The organism is Streptosporangium sp. NPDC023963, assembly GCF_040639135.1.
GTDB lineage: Bacteria > Actinomycetota > Actinomycetes > Streptosporangiales > Streptosporangiaceae > Streptosporangium.
Genome location: NZ_JBEZZK010000011.1, coordinates 97,207 through 110,378, shown reverse-complemented (window position 1 = coordinate 110,378; position 13,172 = coordinate 97,207). Strand labels below are relative to the sequence as shown.

The window sequence follows — 13,172 nt, the reverse complement described above, 5'->3', positions numbered from 1 at the left end:
GCGTTTCCACCCATCGCGTACGGCCACGATCCCTCACGCGCGGCCACGGTCGCCGACCGGTCCGGCGGTCGCGGGGCGCGGATCGCCGTCCCGGACGCCCTCGCACGCCCCCGGCCAGGTGATCGGTCCTCCCCGATCCCGGCACCCGACCGGCGACGAGGTCACCCGACGCGACCGGCGTGCCGAGTTTGTTCGGGGTTTATTCAGGGCGCTCCGGTGCAGTCTCATAGTCGTCCGTCGTCGTTCCCCGGCGACTGAACACCCAAAACATGGATATAACAGCACAAAACATGATTTATCACTGTTAATCCTGGGTCGCAGATCGCCGATCCAGTCAGGCCGTCGCGAAGATCGACATGGGAGGCCGTCTCCATGAACCCCGCTCAGGATCCCGTCGCACCGTCCTCCGGCGCCGCGCTGCTCGTCGTCATGGGAGTGACCGGTTCCGGCAAGACCACCGTGGGGGCCGCCCTCAGCCAGCGGTTACGAGTGCCGTTCGCCGACGCCGACGACTTCCACAGCGAGGCCAACATCGCCAAGATGTCGGACGGGATCCCCCTCGACGACGAGGACCGGCTGCCCTGGCTGCGCGCGGTCGGCGCCTGGCTCGCCGGCCACGCCGCCACCGGCGGCGTGGTCGGCTGCTCGGCGCTCAAACGGGGCTACCGTGACATCCTGCGCGAGGCCGCGCCGACGGTGACCTTCGTCCATCTCCACGGCGACATGGACGCCGTACGCCGGAGAGTGGCCGGCCGCCCGGGGCACTTCATGCCCGCCTCGCTGGTCGAGTCGCAGTTCAAGACCCTGGAGCCCCTGGAGCCCGACGAGCGGGGGATCGTCCTCGACTTCGCCATGCCCGTCGACGAGCTCGTGGACGCCTACCTCGCCACGACGGCCCAGGCACGGCCGAACCCGTCCCTCGCCGGCTCCGCCGCTCCGGCCGCGCCCGAGAACCGTGACACGGGCAAGGACGCCGGCGAGGCCGGGAGCACGAGGTGAGCCCCCTCCTGACCGCGCTCGCCGAGCCCGCAGCCACCTCCCCCGGCAGGCTCGTCCCGGCCGCGCTCGTCGGCATCGCGCTGATCGTCGTACTGATCACGTACTTCAAGCTGCACCCCTTCCTGAGCCTGACCCTCGGCTCGCTGGCGGTCGGGGCCGTCGCGGGCCTGGCGATGACCGACACCATCGCCGCCTTCACCGACGGGTTCGGCAGCACCGCGGCCGGTGTCGGCACGCTCATCGCGCTCGGCGCGATGTTCGGCAAGCTGCTCGCCGACTCCGGCGGGGCCGACGAGATCGTGGACACGATCGTCGGCCGGTCCAGCCCCCGCTCCCTGCCCTGGGCGATGGCCGCGGTGGGCGCGCTGATCGGCCTGCCGATGTTCTTCGAGATCGGCCTCGTCCTGCTGATGCCGGTCATCTTCCTGGTCTCGCGCCGCTCCGGCGTCTCCCTGATCCGGGTGGGCATCCCCGCGCTCGCGGGGCTTTCCGTGATGCACGGGCTCGTCCCTCCCCACCCGGGTCCGCTGGTCGCCATCGACGCGCTCAAGGCCGATCTCGGCATCACGCTGGGCCTGGGCGTGCTCGTCGCCATCCCGACGGTCGCCATCGCCGGACCGCTGTTCTCCAAGTACGCGGCCCGCTGGGTGGACGTGCCGGCACCGGAGCTCTACGAGACCCGGCCCCCGGCGGAGGACACCCGGCGGCCGTCGTTCGGCGTCACCCTCGTCACCGTGCTGCTGCCGGTCGTGCTGATGATGGGCAAGGCCCTCGCCGACATCCTTCTCGCCGAGGGCAACGTCCTGCGCACCGTGCTCGACTTCCTCGGTACGCCGCTGGTGGCGCTGCTCATCGCGGTCATCGTGGCGATGTTCACCCTGGGCCTCGGCGCCGGCATGGACAGGAAGGGGATCGCGAAGTCCCTGGAGCAGTCGCTGCCGCCGATCGCGGGCATCCTGCTGATCGTGGCCGCCGGCGGCGGTTTCAAGCAGACTCTGATCGACACCGGGATCGGCGACCTCATCGCCACGTGGGTGGAGAACAGCGGCCTGTCGGTGCTGCTGCTCGCCTGGCTGGTCGCCGTGCTCATCCGGCTGGCCACCGGCTCGGCGACCGTCGCGACCGTCACGGCCTCGGGGATCCTGGCCCCGCTGGTCGCCAACCTCGGCGTCGGGGAGACCTCGCTGCTCGTGCTCGCCATCGGCGCGGGCTCGCTGTTCTTCTCCCACGTCAACGACGCGGGCTTCTGGCTGGTCAAGGAGTACTTCGGGCTCACCGTGGGCCAGAACATCAAGACCTGGTCGGTGATGGAGACGATCATCTCGGTGACCGGCCTGGTGTTCGTCCTGATCCTGAGCCTGTTCCTGTGATCCCGCGGCCCTCGCTCCTGTGATCCCGCGGCCGGTTCTCGCGAACCTCGTGATCCCGCGGCCGGTTCTCGCGAACCTCGCGCGACACGGTGCCGGTCAGCCCGGACGGTCACCCGACACCGTGTCCCGCAGTCCTCGGACGGCGGAGTGGGCCGGCTCCAGCGACTCCTCGACGCAGATCCCGGGATCGCCGGGGTCGCGTCCCTCGCGGATGTCCCCGGCGATGTCCTCCAGGCTGCCCGCCAGCGCCCGTACGGCCGCCTCCGACGGCGGCGGCACGCCGCGCTCGGCGCACGCGACGATGACGACGATCGCGTCGGCCACCTGCTCCAGCGCGGCCATCGCCGGCATCCAGGTGGTGACGCGCCGGCTGATCACGGAGGGTTCTGCCATGGCCCGCTGGAAGACCGTCCGCAGGTCACCCAGGGCGTCGTACACCCCGCGGCGCAGCCGCGCCCTGCCGGTGTGTTCCGTGTCGAAGGCGTGCCGCAGGTAGTTCGCGGTGGCCGCCACCGCGTCGGCGAGCCTCGGCCCGACCGGCGCCTCCCAGCTCGCCGGCCACGGCAGGTATCCCAGCACCAGGACGATCACGCATCCGATCAGCGTGTCCAGCATCCGGACCCTGCCCAGGTCGGGGCCTCCCCGGGTCAGCAGGTCCACCAGGAGCAGGACCAGCGGCGCCTGGAAGGTCGACATCAGCCCCCAGTTGCGTTGCAGGCCGTACGGCATGAGCGCCGCGCACACGGCGATGGGAACCAGGAGCAGCGGGCCGTACGGCACCAGGACGAGCATGAGCGTGCCGATCAGCGCGCCCACGAAGGTGCCGAGCGCGCGTTGCACGGCACGCGCGAACACCGACCCGAAGTCGGGCTTGAGCACCAGCGCGACGGTCAGCATCATCCAGTAGGACCGTTCGAACCAGCCGGACGCGCTGAACGCGGCGGCGACGCCCATGCAGAGGGCGAGCCGGACCGTGTAGACGCGGACGAGATGGCCCCGCCACATCTGCTCCACGACGGCCAGGATCCGGGAGCGGTAGCCGACCGGTTCGTAGGGCAGCTGGTCCGCCGCGACGTCGCCGCCGGACACCAGCTCGGCGGCCCCCCGCACGGCGAAGTAGAGAGCACGCGCGGCGGGCGAGCCGGGTTCGCAGGGCGGCATCCGGGGCGCGGGCCCACCGGTGAGCGACCCGGCGACGGCCCTGACGGCGGACACGGCCTCGGCGAGCGGCTCGCGTCCCTCGTAGCGCAGCGAGAGCAGCGCGTTGCGGATCAGGGAGGCCTGGTTCAGCAGGGCGACCAGGCGGGTGCGGCCGGGATCCAGCCCCGCCGCCGGGGAGCGGGCGCCGAGCACGACGTCGTAGCCGCGCTTGATGGTGGTGTTGAACTCCGCCAGCGCGGAGGCGTCGCGATCGGAGAACAGCCGGTCGAGGGCCTGGTAGACCTCGATCACGGCGGCCCGCTCCGGTGCCCGGGGATGGAACGGCCAGTCGGCGGCCACCAGCACGATCACCCACAGCACGCCCAGCAGGAACGCGAGCGCGTTCGCCTCCGACGCCCCCGGCAGCCCGATGCCGCTGGCGATCCCCGTCATCACCAGCAGCTGCAGCCCGGCGGCCGAGCCCGTGGCCCCGCTCGTGCTGATGAGCGCGGACACCACCGAGACGGCTACCACGACCGGCACGATCCACCAGCCGTGGCCGTGGACCGCGGACCCGACGAGATACCCCAGCGCCCCGGCGACACCGGCCGCGCCCATCAGGACGATCCTGGCCCGGTACGGGCCGCCCCGGTCGGCCATGCCGGCGTTCATCGCGCCCAGGGCCGGCAGCAGACCGGCCGTGACGTCACCGGTGGCGAGCCCCAGCAGGAGCGGAAAGGTCACCGCCACGGCCATGCGCAGCATCGGCCACCACTGGAGCGGCGCGGGCGCGAGCCTGACCGTCTCGACCAGCCAGCCGGGCGCGGCGTCGGTCAGCCGGTCGGCGGCCCGCCGGAAGAGCGGCGGCATCGCTCGCCGCTCAGGGGACGATGGCGTCGACGTATCCCCCGTCGACGCGCAGGGCGCCGCCCGTGGTGGCGGAGGCCTGCGGCGAGCTGAGGTAGACGACCATGTTGGCGATCTCCTCCGGCTCGATCAGCCGCTGCAGGAGCGACTGCGGGCGGTGCTCCCGCATGAAGGCGCGCTGGGCCTCCTCCCAGGGCAGATCCCGGTTGACGAGCCCGTAGACGAAGTCCTCCACGCCGCCGGTGTGGGTGGGCCCGGCGATGACGGAGTTGACGGTGACCCCGCTGCCCGCGGCCTTCTTGGCGAAGCCGCGCGAGACGGCCAGCAGGGCGGTCTTGGACATGCCGTACTGGATCATCTCGATGGGGGTGACGATCGCGGAGTCGCTGGCGATGTACTGGACGCGGCCCCAGGAGCGCGCCGTCATCCCCGGCAGGTAGGCGCGGGTGAGACGGACCGCCGCCAGGACGTTCACCTCGAAGTAGCGGCGCCACTCGTCGTCGGTGATCTCCAGGGCGTCCTTCGACTCGAAGATCCCGAGGTTGTTGACCAGGATGTCGACGTCCGGCAGGAGGTCCACGGCGCGATCCGCGCCCTCCTCGGTGGCGAGGTCGGCGGCGAGCGGGACGACCTGCGCGCCGGGGACCTGCGCGCGCAGCGCGTCGGCGGCGGCCTCGACCTTGTCGGGTTTGCGGCCGTTGACGGCGACCGTCGCGCCCGCCCGCGCGAGGCCGGTGGCGATGGCCGCCCCGATGCCCTGGGTGGATCCGGAGACCAGCGCCGTCCTGCCGGTGAGATCGATATGCATGCGTCACGTCCTTGGAGCCCGGCGTGCGGCCGCCCGCCGGTGCGGGCGGGCACTGCACGACCTGGCGATATGTCGTCCAGCCGATCCGGTGTTCGTTCCCGTGTCCGCCGGGGCGGAACATGCGGACGGTGATCGTTTTCGCGAAACAGCTACGAACAACACTGATTTTTCCTGATGCGGCCTTTCAGTGATGGTAGGCGTGGACGACGGCGTGCCCCCTGCCCCGGCCGATGATCCACTTGTTGACGGGCGTGGTGACCAGGAAGGCCACCAGGAGGGCGAAGGCGAGGGCGCCCCAGAACAGGCCGGACGTCAGTCCGGCGTCCATGGCGCCGGGGACGGCGATCATCACCCCGTTGTCGACGATCTCCATGACGAGGATGGACAGGGTGTCGGCCGCCAGCGCCAGCCGCAGGGCCTTGCGCCAGTCGACGCCGGCCCTGCGCAACCCGACCAGGGTGAGCGCGTAGCCGAAGAAGAAGGCCAGCGCGACGGCCAGGACGATGGTGGGCGCGTCCGGCCATCCCAGAGCCGTGCCGACCACCATGCCGAGCACCTCACCGATGGCGCACCCGGTGAGGCAGTGCAGGGTCGCCGACGCGGCCACCCGCCAGGTCGCCTTCCGGGGGTGGTGGCCGGATCCGTGGTGATCCTCGCCATCCGGACGGCTCGCGTGCCGCACCGGTTCGGACGTCATGGTCTCCTCCTTCACCTGTCGATACCTGTCGATACCTGTCGATCTCCGGCAGACGCCTCAATCTATACCCATAGGGGGTATCTGACAACGGTCGGAGGCCCTGGAGGAAAAACCCGTGACGGGATCCGGCCCGGCTCCGCCGGGCACGGCGCCCCCCGGCGAGCATGACCGCCGGGCGCCCGGAAACAACCGGCGGGCTTTTCCGGATTCGCGAGCCACGGGAACACCGGGATGCCGAGACGCCGGAATGCCGGGACACCGGAATGCCGGAATGCCGGGGCGCCGGGGCGCCGGACGAACGGTCAGCCGGCCGGAGACCCCGGAGCGTGGAACGACGGCGCGAACCGGTCAGGCCCCGCCCGTCTCACCGTCCCAGGCGAAGGCGTGGAACGGCGGGTCGAGGGGGGCGTCGATCAGGCGGTTGGCGAAGGTCGAGATCGTGTACGCGCCGATCCCGAGGACGACCTCCAGGGCGTTGCGCGCGCTGTGGCCCGCGTCGAGGAACGCCCGCGTCTCCTCGTCGCCGACCGCGCCGCGGTGGTCCATGACGGCGAGGGTGAACGACCGCAGCGCCTCCGACCGGGCGTCCGGGAGGGGCGTGCCGGCCCGGAGCGCCTCGACGAGCTCGGACGGGGCCTCCAGCCGGGCCAGTGCGGCGGTGTGTATCGCCACGCTGACATGACAGCCGTTGCGGGTGGAGACCGTCATCGCGACGATCTCGCGGTCGACCGGATCGAGGCTGCTCTGCTCGAAGGCGGCGCTCGCCGCCAGGAACCCACTGAGCAACTGCGGGGAGGTGGCCATCCGGCCGACCGCCGTGGGGACGTGGCCGAACTTCCGCAGCACACCCTCGATGGTGGGGCGGGCGTCGGGCGGAGCGCTCTCGGCGGTGTGCGTGACGAAGACGGCATGGGACATGGGGAGCCTTCTCTCTTGTTCTCCGGGTCCGCGGAACGCGGGCTCCGCGATCGCGCGTCGAGGCAATATCGTCAACGAGGTTGTCTATATAGTAAACATGATTGACGACTTCGGCAACGCCGGGCCCGGAGGGCCGCTCAGGTGCCGAGGAAGACCAGGTCGACGTCCTCCCGGGGGACAGGCGTGCCCTCGTCGTCGACGAACGTGACGCGCACGGTACGCCCGGTGGACCGGCTGCGGCTCCACATCGAGGGGCCCTCCTCATGAGGCCGGTTGACGTCGCCCCACTGCTGGAGCGAGGCGAGCACCGTCACCAGCTCCTGGCCGGCCGGGGTCAGGTGGTAGCTGTGACGAACCCTGGCCCCCGGCTCCCGATAGGGGCGGCGCTCCATGACGCCGGCCTCGACCAGCGCGTTCAGCCGGCTGGTGAGCAGGTCGGAGGCGATGCCCAGGGAGTCGCGGAAGTCGGCGAACCGGGTCAGGCCGGCGAGGGCGTCCCGGACGATCAGCAGCGTCCACCGCTCACCAAGCACCTGCAAACTCCGGGCGACGGAGCAGCGCGGTTCGGGTACGCGATCTGTCTTCGTGGGCATGATTGCAGTCTACGCGAGGTTGGGTTTTCCAATTCAGGGTGCTAGATTGGATAAACCAACTCAGACGTCGGAGAATCCTCCCGGTGACCCCGTGGCGTGGAAACCGTCTCGCGGCGTCCTCACCCAATACATCCACGGCAAGGAACATCATGCAGATCAACGGCTCTGTGGCCCTCGTCACCGGCGGCAATCGCGGACTCGGCGAGCGGTTCGTCCAGGCGCTGCTCGAACGCGGCGCGTCGAAGGTCTACGCCGCCGCGCGCAATCCCGCCACGATCACCACGCCCGGCGTGGTGCCCATCGCGCTGGACGTCACCGACCCGGCGGCCGTACGCGCGGCGGCCGACCTGGCACCGGACGTCACCCTGCTCGTCAACAACGCCGGAAGTTCCACCAAGGCGGGGCTCCTCGACGGGGAGCTCGACTCCTTCCGGCTCGAGATGGAGACCCACTACTTCGGCACGCTCGCCATGAGCCGGGCCTTCGCCCCCGCCCTCGCCCGCAACGGCGGCGGGGCCATCCTCAACGTCCTGTCCGTGCTGTCCTGGATCGCCCTCCCCAGCAGCGCGGCCTACTCCGCGGCCAAGTCGGCGGCCTGGTCCCTGACCAACGCGCTGCGCCTGCAGCTCGCCGAGCAGAAGACCCTGGTCACCGCCCTGCACGTCGGATACATGGAAACCGCCATGGCCGCGCACGTCGACGGGCCCAAGATCGACCCCTCGGTCGTCGCCCGCGCCGCCCTCGACGGCGTGGAGGCCGGGCGGTACGAGGTCCTCGCCGACGAGGCCAGCACGCGCGTCAAGGCCGCGCTCTCCGGCGACCTCACCGCGCTCTACCCGAAGCTGACCGGGACCCGCTGAACAGCGCCGGCTCCCCCGGACGGCTCCGGGACCCGGCCGGCGGACGTCCGGGCCGCCGCCCCCGTGGACATGGTGACGAGACCGGCCGCGGCGCTCAGCCGCCGCGGGCTGCGGTGACGAAGTCCCTGATGAGACCGGGGTCCTTCACTCCGGGCGCGACCTCCACCCCGCTCGACACGTCGACCCCCCAGGGCCGGGCGGCGGCGATCGCCCGGGACACGTTCGACGGGTCCAGCCCACCGGCCAGCATCCAGCGGCCCTCCGGGCGCCCGCGCACGGCCGCCCAGTCCCACGGCTCCCCCGAGCCCGGCCTGGGCGCGTCGACGATGAGCAGGTCCTCGTCGAGGGCGCCGCAGCGCAGGTCGGTGCTCGCGGCCCCGGCGCGGACCAGCGTGACCCCGAGGTCCTTCAGCGCGGTGAAGTCCTCGTGCGGATGGTCGCCGTGCAGCTGGACGGCACGCAGCCCCGCCTCCAGCGTGGCCGCCCTGACCTCCTCGGACGGCTCACCGGCGAACACCCCCACGGTCAGCACGTGCGGGGGGATCGCCAAGGCCAGCTCCCGCGCCCGCGCGGGGGTGACCCTCCGCGAGCTCCTGGTGAGGACGAACCCGATGGCGTCGGCTCCCGCCTCGACGGCGGCCGTCACATGTCCGGGCTCGCGCAGCCCGCAGATCTTCACGTACACCCTGTGTACGGTAGCCCGTTCCCCGTACCCGGAACGCCGGGAGCGCGGCAGAGGGCGGCAGAGTGCGTCAGAGGGCGTTCAGGAACCTCGCGGCGATCGGCGCCGCGACCTTGCCCCCGGCGCCGCCGTGCCGGACGAACACCGCGAAGGCCAGGGAACCCCGGTAGCCGATGAACCAGGCGTGGTCCCCGCCGCCCTCGACCTCGGCGGTGCCGGTCTTGCCGGCGGTGTCCGGCGGGAGCCCGGCCTGGGAGGCCGTTCCCTGGGTGACCACGGCGCCCATCATCGTCCGCAGGCTCGCGGCCACCCCCTCGTCCAGCGGCACCGGGGCGGGCGAGTCCGCGGGAGGCTCCTCGGTCATGATGGCGGGTTTCCAGACGCCGCTCGCGACCGCGGCGGCGACCTCGGCCATGCAGAGCGGGCTGGCCTGCACCGAGTTCTGGCCGATGGCGTCCGACCCCAGCTGGTCCGGGTTTCCGTACGGCTGGATCCGGCAGGAGCTCAGCCCCGGCTTCTCCCGGAAGCCGAACCGGTCGGCCGCCTCGGCGCGCAGCCGGTCGTCGCGCAGCCGCTCGTACGTCTGCTGGGCGAAGGTGGTGTTGCAGGAGAGCGCGAAGGCCGTGGTGAAGGACACGTTGCCGTGGTCGATGCCGTCGGAGTCGCTGAAGCTCCTGCCGTTCGGGATGGTGTAGCCGGCCGGGCAGGCGACCTGCGACTCCGGGGTCAGGCCGCCGCGGAGCAGCGCGGCGGCGGTCACGACCTTGAACGTCGAGCCGGGCGGGTAGAGGCCGTTGAACGCCTCCTTGCCGTCCAGCGTGTCCGCCACCGCGCGCACCTGGGCCGTCTGGACGTCCACGGCCACGATCGCGGCGGGCTGCCCGACACCGTCCAGGGCGCGGGCCGCGGCGGCCTGCACGGGCCGGGAGATCGTGGTCCTCGTCCCCGAGGCCTGCCGGGGCGGGGAGGCCAGCAGCACCCGGCCGGAGGGCTCCTCCTCCAGCTTCAGGTCGACCGCCGTGTCGCTCAGCCCGCTGAAGTAGTGGCCCGCCCTGCTGTCGCGGGGGAACGGCGTCCCCTCGCGGGTCAGCGTGGCCGGGCTCCGGACCTCGGTCTCCTTCAGCCGCAGGCTCCCGCCGTTCTTGAGCGAGGGGTGCATCGTCTCGGGGGTCCAGCGCACCTTCCACACCCCGAACCGCAACTCCAGGCGCAGGAAGGAGTCGAACGGCCAGTCGCCCAGCCCGGTGACCTTCCGTACCCCCCTGAAGGGCATCTCGGCCAACTCCTCCCCGCGGTGGCGCAGCGCGCCGGGGGTGAGCGAGAGCGAGGAGACCCGCAGGTCGGCGTCGAACCCGCGGTGCCGGACGCCGAAGTCGGCCGGGGGGTCGACGACCATACCCGTCATGCCGGCGAAGTCGCCGTTCTGCCAGGCGGTCAGGTAGTTCGTCGCGGTCGCCTCGGGACCGGCCTGCGGGGTCGGCGTGACCGGGGTCAGCGTGACCAGGTTCGGCGGCGGCGAGACGGGCACGGGGCTGGGCGCCTCCCCGGCTCTCGTCACGGTCGCCCTGGCCGTCGGGACACCGGAGTCGTCGGAGTCACCGGCCGGCGTGGGGCGCGGCGAGGGCGAGGCCACCACCTCCCCCGGGGCGGCCACCACCCCGTACACGCCGAAGACGACGATCGCGGTCGCGGAGAAGATCAGCGCGAGGAGCCTTCGATCACGCATAACCGTTTACTCCCCCGGGTTTGCAGAGTTGCATACCAGAGAAAAGATCGTAAAGGCGGCGAGAAGCGTTGAACCAGGTTTTTCCCGACTTCGGTATGACACCGTAGCCCTCGGCGGGCCCCGCCCCGCGGAGACCGCCCTTCCCGGGAGCCGTCCCCGCCGGAGGCGGCCCCCGGGCGCGTCTTTCTAGCGGAGACCGTCGAAGAGGTCGTCCTCGCGGTCGGCCGCGGCGGGAACGCGGTTGACGTGGCGGACGAAGGTCTCCTGCTCGAACACCCGGTGCTGGGCCTCGGCGGGCATGCGCAGGAAGAAGATGCTGTCTCCCTGGCTCGCGTGCGCCTCCAGCGCCTTGATCTTGCGCTCCACCTGGGAGGACACGTCGACCACGGCGGTGATCTGCTCCTCGGGGACGCCGAAGTCGTCGGGGAACTCGAAGCCCTCCGGGGCGTCACCGGTCGAGCGGAGATACTCGAACAGCTCGGCCATCCGCTCGCGGGGCACGGCCGTGTAGTAGAGCTTGTCGGGAATGCCGCTCGCCTCGGCCGCGGCCACCGCGATCCGGTGGGCCTGGATGTGGTCGGGGTGGCCGTAGCCGCCGTTCTCGTCGTAGGTCACGACGACCTGGGGGCGGTAGCGCTCCATCAGCGCGACGAGCCGGCCGACGGCCTGCTCGAAGGGGACGTTGGCGAAGGAGTCGGGCTCCTCGTTGGCGGCCCAGCCGACCATGCCCGAGTCGCGGTAGCCGAGCAGCTCCACGTGGGAGATCCCCAGGTGGGTCGCCGACTCGCGGAGCTCCTCCAGCCGCAGCGCTCTCACCGCCGCCTCGTCGTGGCCGGGCTCCCCCGGCTTCACCCCGCCGGGACCGTCGCCCTGCTCGCCGTTCGTGCAGGTGACCAGGACGGTCCGGACGCCCTCGTCCGCGTACCTGGCGAGGATCCCGCCGGTGCTGATCACCTCGTCGTCGGGATGGGCGTGAACGGCCATCAACGTCAGTTCTCTATCCATAGATTTCCACCCGTTTTCGAAAAAAGTCCTGCGGACCGGCCCACTCTACGGCGACCGCCGAAGCGCCGAGAGCGGCAGGTCGGCCGCCGCATCGGGCGGGACGTCCTCGTCGAAAAGGCCGGGTCCCCGTCGGGCGCCGGGGTCAGCCCGCGTACCGGGTGCCGTCCTCCTCCAGGAGGACGGGCATGCCGCTCGCGGCGGACAGGTTGGCCGAGACCCCGACCATCACGCTCGCGACACCCGCGCGGTGCCCCGCCTGGCGGCCCAGGGGGTCCTCGCCCGCGCCGCGGAAGACGTCGTCCAGCATGAGGGCGTCGCCGCCGCCGTGGCCGCCCGCGCCGGAGGAGACGGCGATCTCCTCGGGCTCGCTCCAGTGCCGGTGCAGGACGAGCCGCTCGGAGGCGCCGGGAGCGTGCGCCTTGTCGGCGGCGGTCGGGTCGATCGCCGCCCGCGGCGGGGTCCAGGCGCGTTCGACGACCTCCAGCTCCAGCCGTCCGGCGGTGCCGTTCACGGCCACCCGGTAGCCCTCGAAGGGGCCGTGGGCGTTGAGGGAGTAGGTGAGCATCGCCCCGCGGGAGTATCCGACGAGGACGGCCATGTTGTCCTCGATGGTCACGCCGTCGTCGAACACGTCCTGGTCGCGGAGGTAGCCGTCCTCGTGCTCGGCGTCCAGGTAGAGGCGCTTGAGCCGGGGGTCGGCGGAGATGTCGAGGAGGTAGGGGTCGGTGCCGAGTCCCGGCGCGCCGTGGGCGCGTCCCGGCCGGTCGCGCAGGCCGCGGGCGCGGGCGTTGTCGGCTCCGTAGAACCGCAGCGCCGACCGGGCGTAGACGGAGCGGGCGGTGTCGGCCAGCCACCAGTTGACCAGGTCGAAGTGGTGGGTGGACTTGTGCACCAGCAGGCCGCCGGAGTTGGCCTTGTCGCGGTGCCAGCGGCGGAAGTAGTCGGCTCCGTGGATGGTGTCCAGCACCCACTCGAAGTGGACGGAGGTGACGTCGCCGATCGCCCTGTCGGCGAGCAGCCGGCGGACGGCGCTGTTGCGCGGCGAGTAGCGGTAGTTGAAGGTGACGACGAGCCGGCCGGTGCTCCGCTCGGCGGCCTCGGTGATGGCCGCGCAGTCCTCGGCGGTGGTGCACAGCGGCTTCTCCACGATGACGTCCTTACCCGCCTCCAGCGCGGCGACGACGTAACGGGCGTGGGTGGCGTCGACGGTGGCGACCACGACGGCGTCCGCGAGCTGGAGCATCTTGTCGAACTCGTGCGGCGCGAAGCACGGGACGTCGCGTCCGATCCGGTCGAGGTAGTAGCCGATCCGGGTGCGGTTGACGTCGCAGAGGGCGACGATCTCGCCGGTGTCGCCCCACTCGCCGAGCAGCGCGTCGATGTACAGCTGTACCCGGTGGCCGAGCCCGACGAAGGCGTATCGCATCAAGGACTCCATCAAGAGAGTGGTGAGAGCGGGAGTGCCGTACGGCTCGGCGCGAGCCGTACGGCACGTCAGCGGATCCCG

General features: G+C 71.8%; 12 protein-coding genes. 3 read left to right on the top strand and 9 right to left on the bottom strand.

The window, feature by feature from the left end; all coding sequences use genetic code 11:
• Nucleotides 1–372: 372 nt before the first annotated feature.
• Nucleotides 373–999 carry a gluconokinase gene (locus tag AB0F88_RS28915; RefSeq protein ID WP_362690774.1) on the top strand — a complete coding sequence of 209 codons (627 nt, stop codon included), beginning with the start codon at nucleotides 373–375 and terminating at the stop codon, nucleotides 997–999.
• Nucleotides 996–2,369: a gluconate:H+ symporter gene (locus AB0F88_RS28910; RefSeq protein WP_362690771.1), complete on the top strand. Its 1,374-nt coding sequence runs from the start codon at nucleotides 996–998 to the stop codon at nucleotides 2,367–2,369. The genes AB0F88_RS28915 and AB0F88_RS28910 overlap by 4 nt, the downstream gene beginning before the upstream one ends.
• A 96-nt stretch (nucleotides 2,370–2,465) precedes the next feature.
• On the opposite strand, the gene AB0F88_RS28905 is transcribed toward AB0F88_RS28910, so the two are convergent.
• The 5 genes from AB0F88_RS28905 to AB0F88_RS28885 form a co-directional block, all read right to left on the bottom strand.
• Nucleotides 2,466–4,379, bottom strand: coding sequence for an FUSC family protein (locus AB0F88_RS28905; protein WP_362690768.1), 1,914 nt, complete (start codon nucleotides 4,377–4,379; stop codon nucleotides 2,466–2,468).
• 10 nt (nucleotides 4,380–4,389) lie between these two features.
• Entirely contained in the window at nucleotides 4,390–5,184 is a 795-nt protein-coding gene (locus tag AB0F88_RS28900; RefSeq protein WP_362690765.1) for an SDR family oxidoreductase, read from the bottom strand.
• Between the two features lie 184 nt (nucleotides 5,185–5,368).
• Nucleotides 5,369–5,881, bottom strand: a complete 513-nt coding sequence (locus AB0F88_RS28895) for a DUF4396 domain-containing protein (RefSeq protein ID WP_362690762.1) — start codon at nucleotides 5,879–5,881, stop codon at nucleotides 5,369–5,371.
• Nucleotides 5,882–6,229: 348 nt separating this feature from the next.
• Nucleotides 6,230–6,799 (bottom strand): carboxymuconolactone decarboxylase family protein, encoded by a 570-nt coding sequence (locus AB0F88_RS28890; RefSeq protein WP_362690759.1) that lies wholly within the window; start codon nucleotides 6,797–6,799, stop codon nucleotides 6,230–6,232.
• A 137-nt stretch (nucleotides 6,800–6,936) separates the two neighbouring features.
• Nucleotides 6,937–7,392 (bottom strand): helix-turn-helix domain-containing protein, encoded by a 456-nt coding sequence (locus AB0F88_RS28885; RefSeq protein ID WP_362690756.1) that lies wholly within the window; start codon nucleotides 7,390–7,392, stop codon nucleotides 6,937–6,939.
• Between the two features lie 149 nt (nucleotides 7,393–7,541).
• On the opposite strand from AB0F88_RS28885, the gene AB0F88_RS28880 reads away from it, so the two are divergent.
• Nucleotides 7,542–8,252 carry an SDR family oxidoreductase gene (locus AB0F88_RS28880; protein WP_362690753.1) on the top strand — a complete coding sequence of 237 codons (711 nt, stop codon included), beginning with the start codon at nucleotides 7,542–7,544 and terminating at the stop codon, nucleotides 8,250–8,252.
• A gap of 94 nt (nucleotides 8,253–8,346) precedes the next feature.
• On the opposite strand, the gene AB0F88_RS28875 is transcribed toward AB0F88_RS28880, so the two are convergent.
• The 4 genes from AB0F88_RS28875 to AB0F88_RS28860 form a co-directional block, all read right to left on the bottom strand.
• On the bottom strand, nucleotides 8,347–8,937 hold the full coding sequence (locus AB0F88_RS28875) for a phosphoribosylanthranilate isomerase (RefSeq protein ID WP_362690750.1): 591 nt from the start codon (nucleotides 8,935–8,937) through the stop codon (nucleotides 8,347–8,349).
• Between the two features lie 67 nt (nucleotides 8,938–9,004).
• On the bottom strand, nucleotides 9,005–10,660 hold the full coding sequence (locus AB0F88_RS28870; protein WP_362690747.1) for a penicillin-binding transpeptidase domain-containing protein: 1,656 nt from the start codon (nucleotides 10,658–10,660) through the stop codon (nucleotides 9,005–9,007).
• Between the two features lie 186 nt (nucleotides 10,661–10,846).
• Nucleotides 10,847–11,665, bottom strand: coding sequence for a PIG-L family deacetylase (locus AB0F88_RS28865; RefSeq protein ID WP_362690744.1), 819 nt, complete (start codon nucleotides 11,663–11,665; stop codon nucleotides 10,847–10,849).
• Nucleotides 11,666–11,807: 142 nt separating this feature from the next.
• Nucleotides 11,808–13,091 (bottom strand): Gfo/Idh/MocA family oxidoreductase, encoded by a 1,284-nt coding sequence (locus AB0F88_RS28860; RefSeq protein ID WP_362690741.1) that lies wholly within the window; start codon nucleotides 13,089–13,091, stop codon nucleotides 11,808–11,810.
• Nucleotides 13,092–13,172 lie beyond the last annotated feature (81 nt).

Excerpts from the sequence above, each read along its gene's own strand:
- AB0F88_RS28915 (WP_362690774.1), top strand. The coding sequence starts at position 373 with ATGAACCCCGCTCAGGATCCCGTCGCACCGTCCTCCGGCGCCGCGCTG.
- AB0F88_RS28905 (WP_362690768.1), bottom strand. The coding sequence starts at position 4,379 with ATGCCGCCGCTCTTCCGGCGGGCCGCCGACCGGCTGACCGACGCCGCG.
- AB0F88_RS28900 (WP_362690765.1), bottom strand. The coding sequence starts at position 5,184 with ATGCATATCGATCTCACCGGCAGGACGGCGCTGGTCTCCGGATCCACC.
- AB0F88_RS28895 (WP_362690762.1), bottom strand. The coding sequence starts at position 5,881 with ATGACGTCCGAACCGGTGCGGCACGCGAGCCGTCCGGATGGCGAGGAT.
- AB0F88_RS28890 (WP_362690759.1), bottom strand. The coding sequence starts at position 6,799 with ATGTCCCATGCCGTCTTCGTCACGCACACCGCCGAGAGCGCTCCGCCC.
- AB0F88_RS28885 (WP_362690756.1), bottom strand. The coding sequence starts at position 7,392 with ATGCCCACGAAGACAGATCGCGTACCCGAACCGCGCTGCTCCGTCGCC.
- AB0F88_RS28880 (WP_362690753.1), top strand. The coding sequence starts at position 7,542 with ATGCAGATCAACGGCTCTGTGGCCCTCGTCACCGGCGGCAATCGCGGA.
- AB0F88_RS28870 (WP_362690747.1), bottom strand. The coding sequence starts at position 10,660 with ATGCGTGATCGAAGGCTCCTCGCGCTGATCTTCTCCGCGACCGCGATC.
- AB0F88_RS28865 (WP_362690744.1), bottom strand. The coding sequence starts at position 11,665 with ATGGATAGAGAACTGACGTTGATGGCCGTTCACGCCCATCCCGACGAC.
- AB0F88_RS28860 (WP_362690741.1), bottom strand. The coding sequence starts at position 13,091 with ATGCGATACGCCTTCGTCGGGCTCGGCCACCGGGTACAGCTGTACATC.